This is a genomic window from Vreelandella arctica (assembly GCF_037070215.1).
In the GTDB taxonomy this organism is placed as follows: domain Bacteria; phylum Pseudomonadota; class Gammaproteobacteria; order Pseudomonadales; family Halomonadaceae; genus Vreelandella; species Vreelandella arctica.
The window spans coordinates 18,627-35,955 of record NZ_JBANSN010000036.1; the positions used below are offsets into that span (position 1 = coordinate 18,627).

18 protein-coding genes are annotated in these 17,329 nt (G+C 52.5%); 5 read left to right on the forward strand and 13 right to left on the reverse strand.

Going from position 1 to position 17,329, the window contains the following annotated elements; all coding sequences use genetic code 11:
- Positions 1-26: 26 nt before the first annotated feature.
- The 10 genes from V8L70_RS20065 to argC all read right to left on the reverse strand — a co-directional run bounded on the left by V8L70_RS20065 (position 27) and on the right by argC (position 9,620).
- Entirely contained in the window at positions 27-419 is a 393-nt protein-coding gene (locus V8L70_RS20065) for an ATP synthase subunit I (protein WP_101145097.1), read from the reverse strand.
- 251 nt (positions 420-670) lie between these two features.
- Positions 671-1,600 carry a ParB/RepB/Spo0J family partition protein gene (locus V8L70_RS20070; protein ID WP_101145096.1) on the reverse strand — a complete coding sequence of 310 codons (930 nt, stop codon included), beginning with the start codon at positions 1,598-1,600 and terminating at the stop codon, positions 671-673.
- 61 nt (positions 1,601-1,661) lie between these two features.
- The gene (locus V8L70_RS20075; protein WP_101145095.1) at positions 1,662-2,429 is read right to left on the reverse strand and encodes a ParA family protein; all 768 of its coding nucleotides are present in this window, start codon (positions 2,427-2,429) and stop codon (positions 1,662-1,664) included.
- A 27-nt stretch (positions 2,430-2,456) separates the two neighbouring features.
- The gene (gene rsmG, locus V8L70_RS20080) at positions 2,457-3,116 is read right to left on the reverse strand and encodes a 16S rRNA (guanine(527)-N(7))-methyltransferase RsmG (RefSeq protein ID WP_101145094.1); all 660 of its coding nucleotides are present in this window, start codon (positions 3,114-3,116) and stop codon (positions 2,457-2,459) included.
- Positions 3,113-5,017, reverse strand: a complete 1,905-nt coding sequence (gene mnmG / locus V8L70_RS20085; RefSeq protein WP_101145093.1) for a tRNA uridine-5-carboxymethylaminomethyl(34) synthesis enzyme MnmG — start codon at positions 5,015-5,017, stop codon at positions 3,113-3,115. Before mnmG ends, rsmG begins: the two co-directional genes overlap by 4 nt.
- Positions 5,018-5,608: 591 nt before the next feature.
- Entirely contained in the window at positions 5,609-6,367 is a 759-nt protein-coding gene (locus V8L70_RS20090; RefSeq protein ID WP_008959083.1) for an amino acid ABC transporter ATP-binding protein, read from the reverse strand.
- Between the two features lie 23 nt (positions 6,368-6,390).
- Entirely contained in the window at positions 6,391-7,062 is a 672-nt protein-coding gene (locus V8L70_RS20095; RefSeq protein ID WP_007112208.1) for an amino acid ABC transporter permease, read from the reverse strand.
- A 118-nt stretch (positions 7,063-7,180) separates the two neighbouring features.
- Positions 7,181-7,957 carry a transporter substrate-binding domain-containing protein gene (locus tag V8L70_RS20100; protein ID WP_008959084.1) on the reverse strand — a complete coding sequence of 259 codons (777 nt, stop codon included), beginning with the start codon at positions 7,955-7,957 and terminating at the stop codon, positions 7,181-7,183.
- Between the two features lie 148 nt (positions 7,958-8,105).
- Positions 8,106-8,459: an iron-sulfur cluster insertion protein ErpA gene (erpA, locus tag V8L70_RS20105; RefSeq protein ID WP_008959085.1), complete on the reverse strand. Its 354-nt coding sequence runs from the start codon at positions 8,457-8,459 to the stop codon at positions 8,106-8,108.
- Between the two features lie 126 nt (positions 8,460-8,585).
- Positions 8,586-9,620 (reverse strand): N-acetyl-gamma-glutamyl-phosphate reductase, encoded by a 1,035-nt coding sequence (argC, locus tag V8L70_RS20110; RefSeq protein WP_101145092.1) that lies wholly within the window; start codon positions 9,618-9,620, stop codon positions 8,586-8,588.
- 192 nt (positions 9,621-9,812) lie between these two features.
- Here argC and V8L70_RS20115 point away from each other — a divergent pair, with 192 nt between their 5' ends.
- The 5 genes from V8L70_RS20115 (at position 9,813) to V8L70_RS20135 (ending at position 14,672) form a co-directional block, all read left to right on the forward strand.
- Positions 9,813-11,654 (forward strand): chloride channel protein, encoded by a 1,842-nt coding sequence (locus V8L70_RS20115; protein ID WP_101145091.1) that lies wholly within the window; start codon positions 9,813-9,815, stop codon positions 11,652-11,654.
- An 18-nt stretch (positions 11,655-11,672) separates the two neighbouring features.
- Positions 11,673-12,104, forward strand: coding sequence for a protoporphyrinogen oxidase HemJ (gene hemJ, locus V8L70_RS20120; RefSeq protein WP_101145090.1), 432 nt, complete (start codon positions 11,673-11,675; stop codon positions 12,102-12,104).
- Positions 12,104-12,913 (forward strand): bifunctional hydroxymethylpyrimidine kinase/phosphomethylpyrimidine kinase, encoded by an 810-nt coding sequence (thiD, locus tag V8L70_RS20125; RefSeq protein WP_101145089.1) that lies wholly within the window; start codon positions 12,104-12,106, stop codon positions 12,911-12,913. The genes hemJ and thiD overlap by 1 nt, the downstream gene beginning before the upstream one ends.
- Positions 12,914-12,949: 36 nt before the next feature.
- Complete coding sequence (gene hemL, locus V8L70_RS20130) at positions 12,950-14,230, forward strand: glutamate-1-semialdehyde 2,1-aminomutase (RefSeq protein WP_008959090.1); 1,281 nt, start codon at positions 12,950-12,952, stop codon at positions 14,228-14,230.
- 172 nt (positions 14,231-14,402) lie between these two features.
- The gene (locus V8L70_RS20135) at positions 14,403-14,672 is read left to right on the forward strand and encodes a hypothetical protein (protein ID WP_336270508.1); all 270 of its coding nucleotides are present in this window, start codon (positions 14,403-14,405) and stop codon (positions 14,670-14,672) included.
- Between the two features lie 68 nt (positions 14,673-14,740).
- On the opposite strand, the gene V8L70_RS20140 is transcribed toward V8L70_RS20135, so the two are convergent.
- The 3 genes from V8L70_RS20140 to V8L70_RS20150 form a co-directional block, all read right to left on the reverse strand.
- Positions 14,741-15,490, reverse strand: coding sequence for a curlin subunit CsgB (locus V8L70_RS20140; protein ID WP_336270509.1), 750 nt, complete (start codon positions 15,488-15,490; stop codon positions 14,741-14,743).
- 56 nt (positions 15,491-15,546) lie between these two features.
- Positions 15,547-16,131, reverse strand: a complete 585-nt coding sequence (locus V8L70_RS20145; RefSeq protein ID WP_336270510.1) for a hypothetical protein — start codon at positions 16,129-16,131, stop codon at positions 15,547-15,549.
- A 239-nt stretch (positions 16,132-16,370) separates the two neighbouring features.
- Positions 16,371-17,069, reverse strand: coding sequence for a hypothetical protein (locus V8L70_RS20150; protein ID WP_336270511.1), 699 nt, complete (start codon positions 17,067-17,069; stop codon positions 16,371-16,373).
- Positions 17,070-17,329 lie beyond the last annotated feature (260 nt).

Sequence of the window (17,329 nt, forward strand, 5' to 3'; positions counted from 1 at the left end):
TCACCTCAATTTAATTGTGCAATTTTCTAGGCATTGACGTTTTTTGGCATTAACCAAGGCGTAAGCCAATGCGTTAGAACAACCGCAACATAAGCATAAAAAAAGAAAGTAGGGTTTGAAGGGGGCGCTGCCACGAACACTGCAACAAACAGTGCCACCGTCAAACCAAACTTGCCTGCTTCGGCGCGAAACAAGCGCATCGCTGCCTGTGAAGGCCTAACCGCGCGCAAAACACCCATTCGTTTGATGAAGAAAGCATGCGGGAGCAAGGCTACCAGCGCTCCTTTAAATACCGATGACATGCCTTCAACGTCTTCCACCCAATAGGCTGCCAGCATGCCGCAAAGGGCCATCGAGAGTTGCACGATCGTAAGCCGAAGGATGTAGGCTTTTCGCCGCTGGGTTTCGTATCGCTGCATAGCTCTCTATATGGGCTCTCTGTAAGAGCTCTCTCAACGGGCGCTTAGCAATAGCGCTTTGAACCAATACCCAGCCCTAAAAAAATCGGCATACTTCAACAAACACAGGCAACCTGCACAAATCTTGCGCGATTATAGGGAAGCGCTATCACACCTTCAACCGAAGTCGCACCGATTTTGTACGTTAAGGGGTCGATTTGCGACCAAAGAGGGAAAACGTGGTCACTTCTTACGCGATGTTTGATAGCCTGCTATTTAATATGATTTAAGATACCGTCTAATTCTTCCAAGCTTGTATAGCGTATCGTTAATTTACCTTTGCCTTTTTGACCATGATCAATAGAGACGGGCGCGCCAAGTAACTCGCCAAGATGGGTTTCCAATTTTGCCACATCAGGCTGTTTGTTTGGACGGCTAGGCATTTTGATGGGAGCTTGGCTGGTCTGCACTTTTTTCACCAGCGCTTCAGTTGCCCGAACGGTCATGTCGTTATTGACCACTTCATGGGCCACTTGCCGCTGCTGGGCACTATTTAACGTTAGCAATGCCCGCGCATGGCCCATATCCAAATCGCCACGTTCAAGCAGGGTTTGTACTTCGGGATCTAGCGCCAGCAGGCGCAACAAATTAGCCACTTGAGTGCGCGACTTCCCCACTGCGTCGGCTATTTGCTGCTGAGTAAGCTCGAACTCTTCACCAAGGCGCTTGAGTGCCATGGCTTCTTCAATAGCGTTTAGATTTTCACGCTGAATGTTTTCGATTAACGCCAGCGCCAAGGCGACTTCATCGCTGACATCGCGAATAACGGCCGGAATAACGTCCAGCTCAGCCAGCTGTGCGGCACGCCAGCGGCGCTCACCGGCAATAATTTCGTAGCGGTCGACGCCGATCGGGCGCACCACGATAGGCTGCATAACGCCCTGGGCGCGAATGGAATCTGCCAGCTCTTCTAACGCTTCAGGCTGAATATCGCGGCGCGGCTGATATTTACCCCGCGTTAGTTGTCCTAACGGGAGGCGCTCAAGGCGATCTTCGCTAACATCTTCAGCCGCGGCGCTACGCGCGGCGTCAGAAAGCTCCAACGGGGTGCCGCTACCTGCAAGTTCTAGGCTGTCACGGCGACGGGCACCGGCACCAATCAGAGCATCCAGGCCACGTCCCAGCGCGGGTTTACGCGTCATTCGCTTTCCCTCATTTTTTCAGCGCCCCTTTTTTGAATTGAAGAGTTGAAGTGAAGAGTGGTTATAGTGAAAGACGACGAATCATCTCTTTCGCCAACACACGATAGGCCTGGCTACCCCGGGAGAACCGGGCATATTGCGTCACGGGTAACCCGTGACTTGGTGCTTCGGCAACTTTTACGTTGCGGGGTATGGTGGTTTTTAACAGCATGTCGCCAAAGTAGTCACGCAGTTGCTTATCCACTTCCCGCGTTAAGCTGGTGCGCTTGTCGTACATGGTGCGCAAAATGCCTGCAATCGCTAGGTCAGGATTCACATTTTGCTTAATCTGTTCAACGGTATCGAGCAGTGCTGACAACCCTTCCAGGGCATAGAATTCACACTGTAGAGGGATCAATACGCTATCAGAAGCCGTTAACGCATTCACGGTGAGCATGTTCAACGAGGGTGGGCAGTCAATAAGCACCACATCGTATTCACTGGAGACCGAGGCAAGCGCGGTGGTTAAGCAGCTTTCACTTTTCTCGCGATCCAATAGCTCGACTTCGGCGGCAGTGAGATCACCGTTACCCGGCAGAACGTCATACTTTACCGCCAGGTCTTTAACGATGGTCTCAGCGGCCGTTGCTTCACCTAGCAGTACATCCAGCACGCTTTTGTCGAGCTCGTATTTATCGATGCCGCTGCCCATGCTGGCATGGCCTTGAGGGTCAAGATCCACCAGCAGCACGCGACGATCGAGTCCAGCGAGGCTAGCCGCCAGGTTAACGGCTGAGGTGGTCTTGCCCACACCGCCTTTTTGGTTGGTCAGGGCAATGATCTGGCTCACTTACTCAACTCCTTCCTGGGGTCAGAATCAACATTCAGCTTTCAAGATTAATAACTGCCGCTGGGCCGTTTCAAAAGGCACTTCCAGCAGGTGACGCTTATGTAAACAAATACCGGGGGGCAATTCGCGTAACTCATCGTCAGCGCCCGGTCCTTTCATGGCCAGCCATTGACCATCGGCACTCGGTAACTGGCGAGTCAAGGTGACAAAATCCACCAAGCTGGCAAACGCTCTCGAAATCACCTGGTCAAACGTGGCGGCTTGAAACTGCTCTACCCGCGCCTGAACAGGCGTTACGTTTTTAAGACCAAGCTCCATCACCGCTTGGCGCTGAAAACGGACTTTTTTGCCATTGCTGTCCAGCAACGTGACGTCTAATTGGGGGGCCAAAATAGCCAACACTAAACCGGGTAAACCTGGGCCCGCCCCCACATCCAACAGCCGCGGCCCTTGCACATAAGGCAGTACTACGGCGCTGTCCAGCACATGGCGCGACACCATTTCGTCCACATCGCGCACCGCTGTGAGGTTATAAGCCCGGTTCCACTTGTGCAACAGTGCCAATAAGCCTAGCAGTTGCTCGCGCTGATGGTCGTCAACGCTGATAGCCAACTGGCTAAGCCCTTGGTCGAGACGTGGCGCAACGCTTGCAGGCAGAGTTTTTAACAGTGGGTTCAACGAACTCATCCGTTAACCACCTCTGCCGCTGCGACTAACCGGCGCTTTTTCAGATGCACCAGCAAAATAGACACAGCCGCTGGCGTGACACCCGAGATACGCGCCGCATGAGCAAGCGTTTCCGGCCGTGCTTCAGCCAGCTTTTGGCGAATTTCGATGGATAGCCCCTCTATTTTCAAATAATCCAGCTCGGCAGGCAGCACCGTTCCTTCATGGCGTTTTAGCTTGTCAATCTCATCCTGCTGACGGTCAATATAGCCTTGATACTTGGCCTGGATTTGCACCTGTTCGGCAACCGCTGGATCGGTAACCAGCGTGCCTTCGATGCCGGGTAGATTGGCCAAATCGCTATAGTTAAGTTCTGGGCGCTTGAGCAAGTCGCTCAGGCGATATTCGCGCGTGAGCGCCGCACCGGTAGTTTCCGCCACCTGTGCCGCAGCCGGGCTACCTGGCTGGATCCAAATGGTATCCAGACGCGCACTCTCTTGCTCAATGGCTTCGCGCTTTTGACTAAACGCGGCCCAGCGTTCGTCATTGACGAGGCCTAATTCGCGGCCAGCTTCGGTTAAGCGCAAATCTGCATTGTCTTCACGCAGCAGCAAGCGGTATTCCGCACGGGAAGTGAACATGCGGTACGGCTCTTTGGTACCCATGGTGATCAGGTCGTCGACCAGTACGCCGAGATAGGCTTCATCGCGGCGGGGATACCAGGCGTCCAGCTCTTGAGCACGGCGTGCGGCATTCAAACCCGCTAGCAAACCTTGAGCGCCAGCTTCTTCGTAACCGGTAGTGCCGTTAATCTGACCAGCGAAAAACAGGTTGTGGATAAATTTTGTTTCCAGCGAGTGTTTTAAGTCTCGCGGATCAAAAAAGTCGTACTCGATAGCATAGCCAGGCCGGGTGATATGGGCATTTTCCAGGCCCTTGATCGTACGCACGACTTGAATCTGCACGTCAAACGGCAGCGAGGTCGAGATACCGTTGGGGTAAAGCTCGTGGGTATCCAGGCCTTCGGGTTCGATGAACACCTGATGGCTGGATTTATCGGCAAAGCGATGAACCTTGTCTTCGATCGATGGGCAATAACGCGGCCCAATTCCTTCGATCACACCGGAGTACATCGGCGAGCGATCAAGATTCGCCAGAATCAGATCGTGGGTTTGCTGATTGGTGTGAGCAATGTGGCAACTCACCTGCCGAGGGTGCATTTCCAGTGACCCCATGTAGGACATGACCGGTGTGGGGCTGTCGCCGGGTTGTTCTTCCAACTGGGAAAAATCCACGGTTTTGGCATTAATACGCGGCGGTGTGCCGGTTTTCAGCCGATCAACGCGAAACGGTAGCGCACGCAGCCGCTCGGCCAGAGCGTTGGAGGGTGGATCGCCTGCTCGGCCACCCTTGCTTTGATCCAAGCCAATGTGAATCACGCCACCCAAAAATGTGCCGGTACACAGCACGACACTTTCAGCATGGAAGCGAATACCGGTTTCCGTGACAACGCCGCGCACGGTGTCGTTATCCACAATGAGATCACCAGCAGCCTGCTGGAAGATCGTCAAGTTGGACTGGTTTTCCAGCATACCGCGGATAGCGGACTTATAGCGGATGCGGTCAGCCTGGGCACGGGTTGCCCGAACGGCAGGCCCTTTGCGGGCATTGAGCACGCGAAACTGGATGCCACCTAAATCCGTGGCAAGCCCCATGGCGCCGCCCAGCGCATCGATTTCCTTAACCAAATGGCTTTTGCCGATGCCGCCAATCGCGGGGTTACACGACATTTGGCCCAGGGTTTCGATGTTGTGGGTGAGCAGCAGGGTCTGACAGCCCATACGAGCAGAGGCCAATGCGGCTTCAGTTCCCGCATGGCCACCGCCGATGACAATCACGTCAAAGCGGTCGGGATAATTCAAGAGGCACCTCGTCTTGCGCCTTTCGGCACGGATGATGTGGCCAGTGCAGTTCTCAGACATGGCCACCTTAGATCAATGAGCCGGCAAGTATAAACCCCCTGTGGGTAACCGTCAGGTTTTTCCACACCCCAAATCACCAACCCTTCGTTATTAATAACAACATAAATATAAAATAAGAGAAGTTCTGTAAATGTTGTAATTACTAGTGTGGACAATTTCTGTGTATAAGCGACTTATCCTTAATATTTTCATGTGCTTATATTGTTGACTTCTACATGTTTGAAGGCGGGAGTGCCTGGGTAGAAGGGGTGTTAAGCCTGTGGATGGAATAGCGCTTTATCCACAGAGTTAATTAAGCACGGCTTATCCACCGGCCAGTACCTGGGTTGTTACCGCACCTGTGAACAACCTCCGATTGATGTGGAGCTAACGCTAAGCGACGTACATGGTAGGCCTTACGGAGATAAAACCGATCAATGTAAAAAAAGTTTATCCACAGGCAAAAAAATGGCCTGTCGTGTCGACAGGCCAGTAAAAAAGCGCAATTCAGAGCAAATTAGCGGTTATTTTAACGCGTAAAAAGGGCTCAATTTAATGTTTGAGTACGCGAGCAAGGAAGGATTGAGTACGTTCGTGTTGAGGAGAATCGAACAGTTTTTCAGGGTGGCCCTGCTCGGTAATCTCGCCTTTATGGATAAAAATCACCCGGTCGGCGACCTCGCGGGCAAAGCCCATTTCATGGGTGACAATCACCATGGTCATGCCCTCTTTGGCCAGCTCGCGCATTGCATCCAGCACTTCACCGATCATTTCCGGGTCAAGCGCCGATGTGGGCTCGTCAAACAGCATCAGGCGGGGTTCCATCGCCAGGGCGCGGGCGAGTGCGACGCGCTGCTGTTGGCCGCCTGAGAGCTGGCTGGGGTACTTGTCGGCCTGGTCGGCGATACCTACCCGGTCAAGCAAGCGTTTGGCGTTGCTGACTGCGTCGTCACGGCTTAAACCACGCACTTTCATCGGCGCCAGAGTGACATTATCGATCACGCTGAGATGGGGAAAGAGATTGAATTGCTGAAACACCATACCCACTTCGGTACGGATGGTTTGCAGCGCTTTAGTGCTCTTGCCGTGCGGTAATAGTTCGTTGCTGTCGACCACCAGACTGCCGGACTGAAACTCTTCCAAGCCGTTAATGCAGCGAATTAGTGTGGATTTGCCTGAGCCACTGGCACCGATAATCACCACCACTTCACCAGGCACAATCGTCAGATCAATATCGTTGAGTACGTGCAGACTGCCAAAGTGTTTATTGAGCTGCTGCATACGCACAATTGGTTGCGTTGTGTTGCTCATTGTCTCGCTCATTGCGCGTGTCCTTATTGTCCGGCCAGGCCTCTGCGCTCGAGTTGACGCAGGATGATGGAGAGGGTCCAGGTGATTGCCAAGTACATCAGGGCGACCATGAAGTAGACCTCAAGCGCCGTAAAGGTGGTGGCGATATAGATCTGCCCCTGACGCACTAGCTCACCGACGCCTATCACTGAAAACAGTGAGGTGTCTTTGATGCTGATGATGCCCTGGTTACCGAGGGGAGGAATCATGCGCCGAAACGCCTGGGGCCAGATAACGTAGCGAAATGCTTGAGTGCGGGAGAGCCCTAGGGAGAGTGATGCTTCACCCTGGCCGCGTTCAATTGATTGCACACCGCCGCGCACAATTTCTGAAATGTAAGCACCGGAATTAACCGCGATCGCAGCAATACCGGCGACCAGCGCGTTAATTGGGCTACCTAATAGTTGCGGCAAGCCGTAAAAAATAAACAGTACTTGTACCAGGATAGGCGTGCCGCGAAATACTTCGACGTAAACGATGGCTGGCCAGCGTAGCCAACGCAGGCGGCTAATACGTAATAGGCCAAAGAATATTCCGATAAAGAATCCGATGGCGAGACCGCCAAACGAGATAAGCAGCGTCCAGGGAATACCCGGCAGCAGGTAAGGGATCGACCCAAACGCTGCCGACCAATCAAACTGAAAATTGACGTCCACGCGTAGACTCCTGAAACAAAAAAGCAGATGACAAAAAACACATGAGAAATGCAGCAGGGCCGGGGGTTGTGGCCACCCGGCCCTGTAACAGCGTTACGCTAATAGAGAGCTTTTATACTCACTCTTCGCTAGGCGCTTCACCAAACCACTTGGTGTAGATCTCATCGTAGGTGCCATCTTCGCGCATGGCGGCCAGCGCTTCGTTAGTCGGCTCTACCCACTCACTGCCTTTGTGGAACACGATGCCGTACTGCTGACCTTCATACAGAGGGCCAACAACCTTGGTACGGCCTTCACCGCGAGTTTGCGAGAAGTAAGAGACGTTAGGGGCATCATAGAGCACGGCGTCGACGTTGCGGCCTAGCAGCGCCATGTACATGTCGGCAGTACCTGGGAAGGGGGTGATTTCAGCATCTTCGCCGAGTTCTTGCTGAAGGTAGTCATAACTGGTGGAACCAATTTTGGTACCGACGGCGAGGTCTTGGAGGTCTTCTAGTGTCTCGACGCTGTCGTTATCGGCGCGGACAATGATGCGTAAACCTGAATCGTAGTAGGGGTCGGAGAAGTCAACGACTTCAGAGCGCTCGTCAGTGATGGTGGTACCGGCGATGGCTATCTCTTGACTACCCGTTTGCACGGCGGGAATGATGCCGGAGAATTCCATGGTCGTCAGGTTGACTTCAAAGCCTGCACGTTCGGCGACTTCGTTGATGATATCCATATCGAAGCCGACCATTTCGCCGGTCTCTTGATCCATCATTTCAAACGGCACAAAGCTTGGGTCAGTGGCCACGTTCACCGATGGCATTTGGGCCATGGCGGCAGTGGCGCTGCCCAATCCCAGTGCGAGTGCAAGCGTTGTTTTGGTTAGGCTGAGTGGTAGTGCAACTTTCATAAGTTTCCCCGTGCTTTATGTGGCTAGTAGCGGGTTTCCGAGCAATGTATGGCGCTCGAATACCCTTTTTAGCCGTTATTGACCTATCAACCTTGGCGAGAAACCGTCAGGGCGTCAAGTCACGGGGAGCGTCGTGGGCCAACGCTGTTTAGACCATAAAGGAAGCGCCGCAGCCGCAGGTGGTGGTGGCATTGGGATTTTGAACGCGAAAACGCGCGCCCGCTAAGCCTTCTTCGTAGTCGACCGTGGAGCCCACCAGATACTGGTAAGAGAGGGGGTCGACGACCAGCGCGGCCTCACCGAACTCAATCACAGTATCATCGTCGGCGACATTGTCAGCAAAGTCGAAGCCGTATTGAAAACCCGAACAGCCGCCGCCGGTCACGTAGACCCGCAGTTTGAGTGATGGGTTATTTTCTTCTGCAATCAGTGCGTTAATACGTTTGCGTGCACTATCAGAGAGCAGTAATGGAGTAGGAACAAAGGCTTCTGCACCGCTCATGGGTACCTCCCGCGAGCTTAAAGAACGAATAAATCGGCATTGGGGGGTGATTATGGGTAATTCCCAGCAAATTGGTCAACTATTGCTGAGAATGAGTTGTCTCTGCCTGCTGGTTTTGTGAGGTGTTTAAGGCATCACTGCTGGTGCGGTAAGCCCAGTGTTCTCGTCAAAGCCGAACATCAGGTTGAGGTTTTGTATCGCTTGGCCCGAGGCGCCTTTGACCAGGTTATCAATCACCGATAGTACGACGACGGTGTTGCCATTGCCGGGGCGATGGACTGCTAGGCGGCAGGTATTGATGCCTTTGACGCTGCGCGTCTCTGGGTGACTTCCAGCAGGCATCACATCGACAAAGGGTTCGTTAGCGTAGCGCTGCTCAAATAGAGCCTGCAGATCGCCGGGCTCAGTGGTGAGCTGGCCGTAAAGTGTGGCGTGAATGCCGCGGATCATCGGCGTTAAGTGGGGCACAAAGGTTAAACCCACCGTGGATTGCTGAATATCCCTAAGCCCTTGGCTAATTTCGGGTAGATGGCGGTGGCCCGAGGCGCCGTAGGCTTTCATCGACTCGCTGGCTTCAGCGAGCAGTGACCCTACTTTTGCGCCACGGCCTGCCCCGGTAACCCCGGATTTACAGTCAGCAATCAGTTGGCTTGGGTCGATCAGACCTGCTTCCAACAGCGGTAGATAGCCTAATTGAACGGCCGTGGGGTAGCAGCCGGGCACGGCAATTAAGCGTGCGTTTTTGATTTTTTCCCGATGCATTTCCGGTAGGCCGTATACCGCCTCTTGCAACAATTCCGGCGCGCCGTGGGCCTGGTCGTACCAACGGCTCCATTCATCGGCATCGCGCAGCCGGAAGTCGGCCGAGAGATCAATCACCCGCGTGCCGCTATCGAGAAGCTCGCCCGCCAGGGCGTGGGCAACACCGTGGGGCGTAGCAAAGAACACCGCGTCCATGGCGCCCAGCAGTTTGGCATCCGGCTCGCTAAAGGCCAGCGTATCGTAATGGCCGCGCAGGTTGGGATACATATCGCTTACCTTGACGCCAGTTTCCGAGCGCGAAGTAATCGCGGCCACCTCAACATGAGGGTGCTGGGCGAGTAGCCGCAATAACTCAACGCCGGTGTAACCGGTACCGCCAACAATGCCGACCTTAATCACAAATCACTCCTTGCGAGCTTCGCAAAACATTTTCAGAACAGGTATTTCATCACAGTTTGCACCACCAGCGATGACAACACGCGGTGTTATCAGCCTAAGCGGATTGCTGCGGGCTGTCGAAGTGTATCGGGCTATGATACACAAGAGGATTAAGAGATAAGAACACTAAGACCAAAAACAAGGCAGATTGCTGTGGCGCGTTTTTCCCGATCGGATTTTACGTTAGAAAGTTTTCGTCGTCAGTTGGCCAACGTCGACGCCTTGCCGCAACTCTGCTTGCTGGGCCTTGTCTCGGGGATTATTACCGGCGCGGTGATGGTGGCGTTTCGGCTGCTACTGGAAGCAGGGGCCACGTTCTATATGACGGAGGGTGACCCAGAGGCGTTTGAAAATATGATGCCCTGGTTACGTGCGCTGCTACCCATGCTGGCGGTGACGCTAGTGGGCGTGCTGTTGTATCGGCAAAAACCGGCAGCGCGCAAGCTGGGTGTAGGCCATGTGATTGAGCGTCTCACCTATCACCAAGGGCGTTTTCCGCTGCGTAACTGGTTGAACCAGTGGTGGGTCGGGGTGGTCGTGGTGTTAGGTGGCCTCTCTGCGGGTCGTGAGGGGCCGGCGATTCACTTGGGGGCAGCAGCGGCCAGTGGTCTCGGTCAGCAGATGCGCTTACCCAACAATAGCCTGAGAGTACTTGTGGCTTGCGGAACCGCAGCCGCCATTTCTGCTTCCTTTAATACGCCGATTGCCGGGGTGATCTTCGCCATGGAAGTGGTGATGATGGAGTATACCTTGATGAGCTTTATGCCCGTCATCCTAGCCTCCACCATGGGCGCGATGGTGGCGCAGTTGGCTTACGGTAATGAACCCGCATTTCGCATTCCCGAAGTGGCCCTGGGGTCGTTGATCAATCTTCCGTGGATCGTGCTGACGGGGTTGGTGATTGGCTTGCTAGCGGGGCTGTTTATCCATATTTCCCGCAGTCAGCGAATTATGGACTGGCCGCTTTGGGTACGTCTTGGATTGGTCGGCGTGGCGACTGGCGCCGTTGCCTGGTGGTTCCCCCAGGTGCAGGGCATCGGTTATGACAGCGTGGCGGCAGCGCTCAATAATCAGTTGGAAATTAAAGTACTGCTGGCGCTGATGATTGCCAAACTACTGCTAACGGCGCTGACCGTTGCTGGCGGTGTACCCATCGGCATTATTGGCCCGGTGCTGGTGGTGGGAGCGGCTACAGGCGCGCTGTTTGGTATGCTGGGGGGCTGGATGTGGCCAGACAAAGCCGCTGACCCGGGGATTTACGCCATGCTAGGTATGGCGGCAATGATGGGGGCCGTTCTGCAAGCTCCTCTTGCGGCGCTGATGGCGCTTTTGGAGTTAACCCATACGCCGAGTATCATGCTCCCTGGAATGCTGGCGGTGGTGGTTGCGTGTTTGACGTCACGGCAGTTAACTGGCTGTGAAGGGTTCTTTATCAGCACGGTGCGTTATGGGCTGCATCCACTTCAGCAGCCGTTGATGCAAGCGCTCTCACGGGTTTCGGTGCCAGCGGTGATGGAGCGGCAACTGGTGCGTACCGAGCGGATGATTACCCCTGATCAGGCACGCCACCTGCTGGAAACAAACCCGGTGTGGTTGGTGATTGAGCGCTCCAGCGAGGAAAAACCGGTGCTGGCGCTCAAAGCCGCTGAACTGGCGCGGTGGTTACTTGAACACGATGAAGCGCTGCAGGGTAAAGAACCGCCCGAGGATGAATTGATTGATCTGCTGGAAATTCCTGGGCAGCGTTTGGAGCTTGCGCCGATTGGCTTGCAAGCAACGCTTTCCGAAGCATTCTTGAAGCTGCAGGATAACGCGCTGGGGGCACTCTATGTGGTACACGGTTACCGCCCTAAACAGCAGCGTATTTCAGGTATTATCACCCGTGGCGCCATTGAGCGTTATTATCACTATACAGATCCCCGTGGCGCTGACACTCGCGATAATTATCTACGAGAGCATGATTTACGAGCGAATGAGCCACGCGAAAAGGATTGACCATTTTAAGGAGCAACAATGTACCTATGGGTGAAGGCTATTCACTTGATGGCAGTGGTGACGTGGTTCGCCGCACTGTTTTATTTACCCCGCTTGTATGTGTATCACGCCACCGCGCGAGATAACGGTGATGGCCAAGCAATGGCGTATTTCAAAACCATGGAACGCAAGCTTTACCGTGGAATCATGACGCCATCGATGATTGCGGTACTGCTGTTTGGTGGCTGGATGCTCTATTTAGTGCCCGAATGGTTTAGCCAGGGTTGGATGCACGTCAAGTTGGCGTTGGTGGTTTTGCTCATTGGCTATCATCATGTTTGTTTGATTTATTTAAAGCAGTTTGCCCAGGATCGTTGCACCAAAGGCCATGTGTTTTTCCGCTGGTTTAACGAAGCGCCGGTGATTGCGCTAGTGGCGATTATACTATTAGCCGTTGTGAAGCCCTTTTGATGCGCCAACCACTTCCGCCTGTCGTATTGGTATTAGCGGGACACGACCCCACCGGCGGCGCAGGCTTAGTGGCTGATAGCGAAGCCATTGCCGCTTGTGGTGGCTGGGCGGTAACGATCCCTACTGCGCTGACGGTTCAAAATTGCCACAATGTGACGCGTGTGATTCCCGCTGATCCTACCGCGATGCGCCAAATGGCCGAGGTACTTGGCGAGATGCAAGTGGCGGCGATTAAAATTGGCTTGCTCGCCGATGAAGCTACCTTGCGTGCAGCGGAACAAATTATCCGCCGCTTTCCAGGCATTCCTGTGGTGGCGGACCCGGTATTTAAGGCTGGTGGTGGAACTGAGTTATCCACACCCGGTTTACGTCGGCTGTTCATCGATCGCTTGCTACCGCTTGTGGATATCTTAACGCCCAATCGTGCTGAGCTTTGTCAACTGACACCAGACATCGTCACCCCTTTTGATGATACGGCACGTGCGGTGGCGTTGATGTCACAGGGCTGCCAAGCAATTCTAGTGACGGCCACTGACGATCCGCTGCCCGGTAATGATCAGCAAGTCGTGCACACCCTGCACTCACCCGATACCACTCGCCAGTGGCAGTGGCCACGTTTGCCTGAACTGTTTCATGGCTCTGGCTGTACGCTAGCCTCAGCCATTGCGGCTCGTCTTGCTGTTGGTGAGCGCTTACCAACAGCGTGTGAACAGGCGCAGCACTTTACCTGGCAGAGCCTGTCACAAGGCTTTCAGCCGCCGAGTGGCCAGTGTTTGCCCAGCCGTTTTTCACGGCCTGTTCGTTTTTAATCCTATCTTCTATCTGCCATTGACCGAGAGGATGCCATGACCACATCAGCTGAATTGTTTGATCTTGCCAGTCGCCATATCCCAGGCGGCGTAAACTCTCCCGTCCGGGCATTTAAAGGGCTACACCGCCCGCCGGTCTTTATGGAGCGTGCCCAGGGCGCGTTTCTATTCGATGTCGAAGGCAATCGGTACGTGGATTATGTGGGTTCCTGGGGACCAATGATTACCGGGCACGCTGACCAGGATGTATTGGCAGCCGTGCGGGCGCGATTAGATAACGGCCTGTCATTCGGTACGCCTACCGCGGTTGAAACCACCATGGCAGATTTGATCTGCGAGATGATTCCTTCCATGGATATGGTGCGCATGACCAGTTCGGGCACCGAAGCCACCATGTCGGCGATACGCCTGGCGCGCGGCACCACCGGCCGCGATAAGATCGTAAAGTTTGAAGGGAACTACCATGGTCACTCTGATTCGCTGTTGGTAAAAGCCGGTTCTGGGGCACTTACCCACGGTGAGCCTAGCTCGCCGGGCGTGCCCGCGTCGCTGGCTGAACACACCATTACTCTCTCGTTTAACGACCCTGAAGGGGTAGAGGCGTGTTTTAACGAGATTGGCGATCAGATTGCCTGCATTATCGTCGAGCCTGTTGCCGGCAATATGAATTGCATTCCCCCCCAGCCAGGTTTCCTGGAAACACTGCGCCGGGTATGTAACGAACACGGTAGCGTACTGATCTTTGACGAAGTGATGACCGGCTTTCGTGTGGCATTGGGCGGTGCTCAAGCCCACTACGGTATCGTGCCTGATCTAACCTGCTTGGGGAAAATTGTTGGCGGTGGCATGCCGGTGGGCGCGTTTGGCGGCAAGCGCGAGATCATGCAGAACATTTCACCGCTTGGGCCGGTGTATCAAGCGGGTACTTTGTCGGGTAATCCCCTGGCCATGGCAGCAGGTGTGGCACTGCTTACCAAATTACAGGTACCGGGTTTTCACGATGCATTAACTCAGCGGGTTAATACACTGTGTTCAGGCCTGCAGGAGCGTGCCAACGCTGCACGAGTGCCGATGATGACGCAGTCAGCGGGTGGTATGTTTGGGCTCTTCTTCACCTCGCAAAGCCGGGTAGATAACTTTGCCCAAGCCACGGCCTGTAACCCAGACGCCTTCCGCCGCTTCTTCGGTGCAATGCTTGATCATGGCGTTTATCTGGCGCCTTCCGCCTATGAAGCAGGCTTTATGTCTAGTGCCCATACGCCAGAGGATATTCAATTCACGCTAGATGCAGCGGAAAAAGCCTTTGCGGTAATGTAACGGCACGTAACTAAAAGCCCGCTATACTGCAAGAGCCGCTCACCATGAGCGGCTCTTAGGTTAGGTGAGACATACAATCATGATACGACCAACGGCTTGGCGAACTTTGCTATGCGCAGCGGGGCTAACAGTCTGCTTCCCGCTGGCTGCACAGTCGCCTCAGGAGCAGGACATGACCCAGATTCACATCACTATGAGCGGTTCGCCGGGTGCCGAGTTTTCCGCCCATTGGCGGATTACCCACGAAGGCGAAACCGCCGAGCACGTTGAAGAGCATGGAACGGTACCCGCCGAGTACACGTTTACCGGTACGGAACTTGAAGGCACGGTAAAGCTGTTAAGTGATGACGAGCGATTAGAAGTGGATATTCAAAAAGGCAGCAACCGTTCGACTTCGTCGACTCAAGGGGCGGGCGGGACATTGACAGTGTCAATTCGCTAACAAAAAAACCGCCCCTAATGAGGGGCGGTTTGCATGAGCATAGGGTATATAATGTAATACCGCTTTGCTTAGTAGCCTTGTGCCACAGTGTTGACGTTTCCATGACCATTAGTGGTAATGGTAGAAGTGTGAGCACCGCCCCAGAAGGAGCCACCACTTTGTGTAACGTTTTGCTGGTTATGGCTGCCAGTGGTGGAGGTATAAGAATCATGCCCCTTACCAGACTGCATAATGTTATGCGCGTTATGGTCACCCGTTGCTAAAATAGTGCTGTCAAGCCCTGCGCCATCTTGACCCACGACTACCGTATTATGATTACCTTCTAAGTAGGCGTAGCTATCATTCCATTCGCCACTTTGAGTGATTTGAGCATTATTGTAATCACCATTTTGCTCTGTCACAGACTTGTTAAAATAGCCTTCTTGGCTAACAGTGGCCGTATTATTGCTACCTTCTTGGTATGTATAATTGTCGTTCCAGTTGTCATTCTGGGTAGCACTAGAAGTGTTATGTGTACCAATCTGCAACGATACAGTTTTATTTAAGAAGCCGTCTTGATTAACGTTCGATGTGTTATTATTTTGCTCTTGATATACATACGAATCATTCGATTTACCCGATTGTGATACGAGCGTTGAGTTATGGTCACCCTCTTGTTGAACACGTGACTCTTGAGTACCCATCTGAGTGATGTTGTTAGTGTTGTTGTCACCTTTTTGCTCGATTGTTGAGTCACTTCCTGCCCAATACTGCGCGGAAGCAGCAGTACTCATAGCGAACGCAATGGCAGCAGCAATAGTGGTGATTTGAGTTTTCATGGTGTTTCCCCTTTATGATTTACTTGCTTGGTTATTACTGAAACAACGGTTGTTGTTCAGTAGGTTTCGACGGTGACTGAGCGTGCATTGCCTGAAAACGCTTGTTGTTCAACGCTAATGCCTTGGTAGCCACTCCCCGAATGTGAAATTGTGACGTTACTATTAAGTCCAGACTGATTAATTTGTGACTCGAGTCGATCACCACTCTGAGTAATACTGGCTTCGTGTTGACTACCGTTTTGGTGTATAAGACCAGTATTATGTGAACCTTCCTGGTTAATCATGGCTTCGTTAAAATTACCGTTCTGATAAATCGAAGCCAGGTTGGCGCGACCTTGACTATTAAGGTTCTGATTAATAGTGCTACTGTTTCCGTCCCCAATTTGCCGGATCAAAGCCACGTTAGCGCGGCTTTGAGAAAACGCTTGTTCTTGAGCATCTAGCTGAAGTTCGTTTTCAGTGATAATCGTTTGGGCAGTCTGTTTGTCTACTTGAGGTGAATTGAATGGGTTCTCTTGTGCAGTCGCAGCAACGGAAAATGCCATGGCTAACCAAGCTATAGATAAAAGTGACAGAGCTTTGGTAACCGTCGCATTGTTGGCGCGCAATGAAGCTCTTGAGTTAGATCGATTGGTGTACATGGTAATGCCCCGTTTCTGTTTGTGTATTCATGTAACCTTTTGTTGTATTCAGTATGGCGGTAATCGATGGCGTTACCATAGTTATTTAAATTGAATCGGAAGATTAAAAAACTAATGTTTATAATCAACTGGTGAATGGTTTTTTTCATACCAATAAAGAACTGTCAATTTATAAGTATTGGCAATAAAAAACCGCCCCGTAGGGCGGCTTAATTTTAGTTATATATTGAATATATGCTTTACCACTGGTAAGAGCTTGCTACGTTACCAGAACCTCCAGTTTGATTGTGATTAGCAATAGCTGCAGACCCATTCTGACGAACCATTGATAGACTGCCGGACTCGTTAGTCTGAGTTACGTAAGCTTCGTGTCCACCAACATTACCACCTTGGTAAATGTAAGAGGCACTCAAGTCAGCATCATTCTGGGTAACCTCAGCAAGATGATCTTCACCACGCTGCTCAATAAAGCTCCATGTCTGTTCAGAGTTATTTTGCTGATCAACTTCGGCATTATTATTGTTACCGACTTGACGAATTATGGAATCACTATAGTTTGAGTTATTGCGTTGGCTCACATCAGCTGTATTTTCGTTGCCATCTTGCAAAATGTAAGAATCGCTCCAGTTACTATTCCGTTGTTCAACTAATGCCATATTAGAGTCTCCATTACGTTGAACAATAATAGATTGGTTATTACTTCCTCCATATTGATTAACTTCCGCTGTATTTAAGCTACCATTGGCCTGAAGTATGTCTGACTGGTCGTTTGTACCATATTGATTAACAGTTGTCTTGTTTAAGTCCCCGTTTTGCTGAACAATTCGGGATTCATTATAGCCGTTACCCTTTTGGATTACGTCTGCTCGGTTAGTTGATCCATTAATCTGCTGTATAAGAGAAACGTTTTGCTCACTGCCACCACTGCCTTGATCCACATAAGCTTCATTTCCGCTCGATGAACCACCATTCGGACCGCTTTGGAGGATCTCAGAATACTGCTCAGTACCAGCCTGTGCTGAGTTCAGCGTACTGCCTGTTTGATTGACTTGGTCATGGTCTGTTTCACGTACACCACTAGCCTGGATTTCTCATAGTACCTCAGCCAGTACCGCACTCAGGCTGTAACACCGCTAAACACCTACTGGCTCGACTTACATCGGCTACTTTTTAACCACTTTCCGGCGTTCAGACACAC

Excerpts from the sequence above, each read along its gene's own strand:
- thiD (WP_101145089.1), top strand. The coding sequence starts at position 12,104 with ATGCGCCAACCACTTCCGCCTGTCGTATTGGTATTAGCGGGACACGAC.
- V8L70_RS20070 (WP_101145096.1), bottom strand. The coding sequence starts at position 1,600 with ATGACGCGTAAACCCGCGCTGGGACGTGGCCTGGATGCTCTGATTGGT.
- V8L70_RS20065 (WP_101145097.1), bottom strand. The coding sequence starts at position 419 with ATGCAGCGATACGAAACCCAGCGGCGAAAAGCCTACATCCTTCGGCTT.
- V8L70_RS20090 (WP_008959083.1), bottom strand. The coding sequence starts at position 6,367 with ATGAGCAACACAACGCAACCAATTGTGCGTATGCAGCAGCTCAATAAA.
- hemJ (WP_101145090.1), top strand. The coding sequence starts at position 11,673 with ATGTACCTATGGGTGAAGGCTATTCACTTGATGGCAGTGGTGACGTGG.
- V8L70_RS20100 (WP_008959084.1), bottom strand. The coding sequence starts at position 7,957 with ATGAAAGTTGCACTACCACTCAGCCTAACCAAAACAACGCTTGCACTC.
- rsmG (WP_101145094.1), bottom strand. The coding sequence starts at position 3,116 with ATGAGTTCGTTGAACCCACTGTTAAAAACTCTGCCTGCAAGCGTTGCG.
- V8L70_RS20140 (WP_336270509.1), bottom strand. The coding sequence starts at position 15,490 with ATGAAAACTCAAATCACCACTATTGCTGCTGCCATTGCGTTCGCTATG.
- erpA (WP_008959085.1), bottom strand. The coding sequence starts at position 8,459 with ATGAGCGGTGCAGAAGCCTTTGTTCCTACTCCATTACTGCTCTCTGAT.
- hemL (WP_008959090.1), top strand. The coding sequence starts at position 12,950 with ATGACCACATCAGCTGAATTGTTTGATCTTGCCAGTCGCCATATCCCA.
- V8L70_RS20135 (WP_336270508.1), top strand. The coding sequence starts at position 14,403 with ATGACCCAGATTCACATCACTATGAGCGGTTCGCCGGGTGCCGAGTTT.
- V8L70_RS20145 (WP_336270510.1), bottom strand. The coding sequence starts at position 16,131 with ATGTACACCAATCGATCTAACTCAAGAGCTTCATTGCGCGCCAACAAT.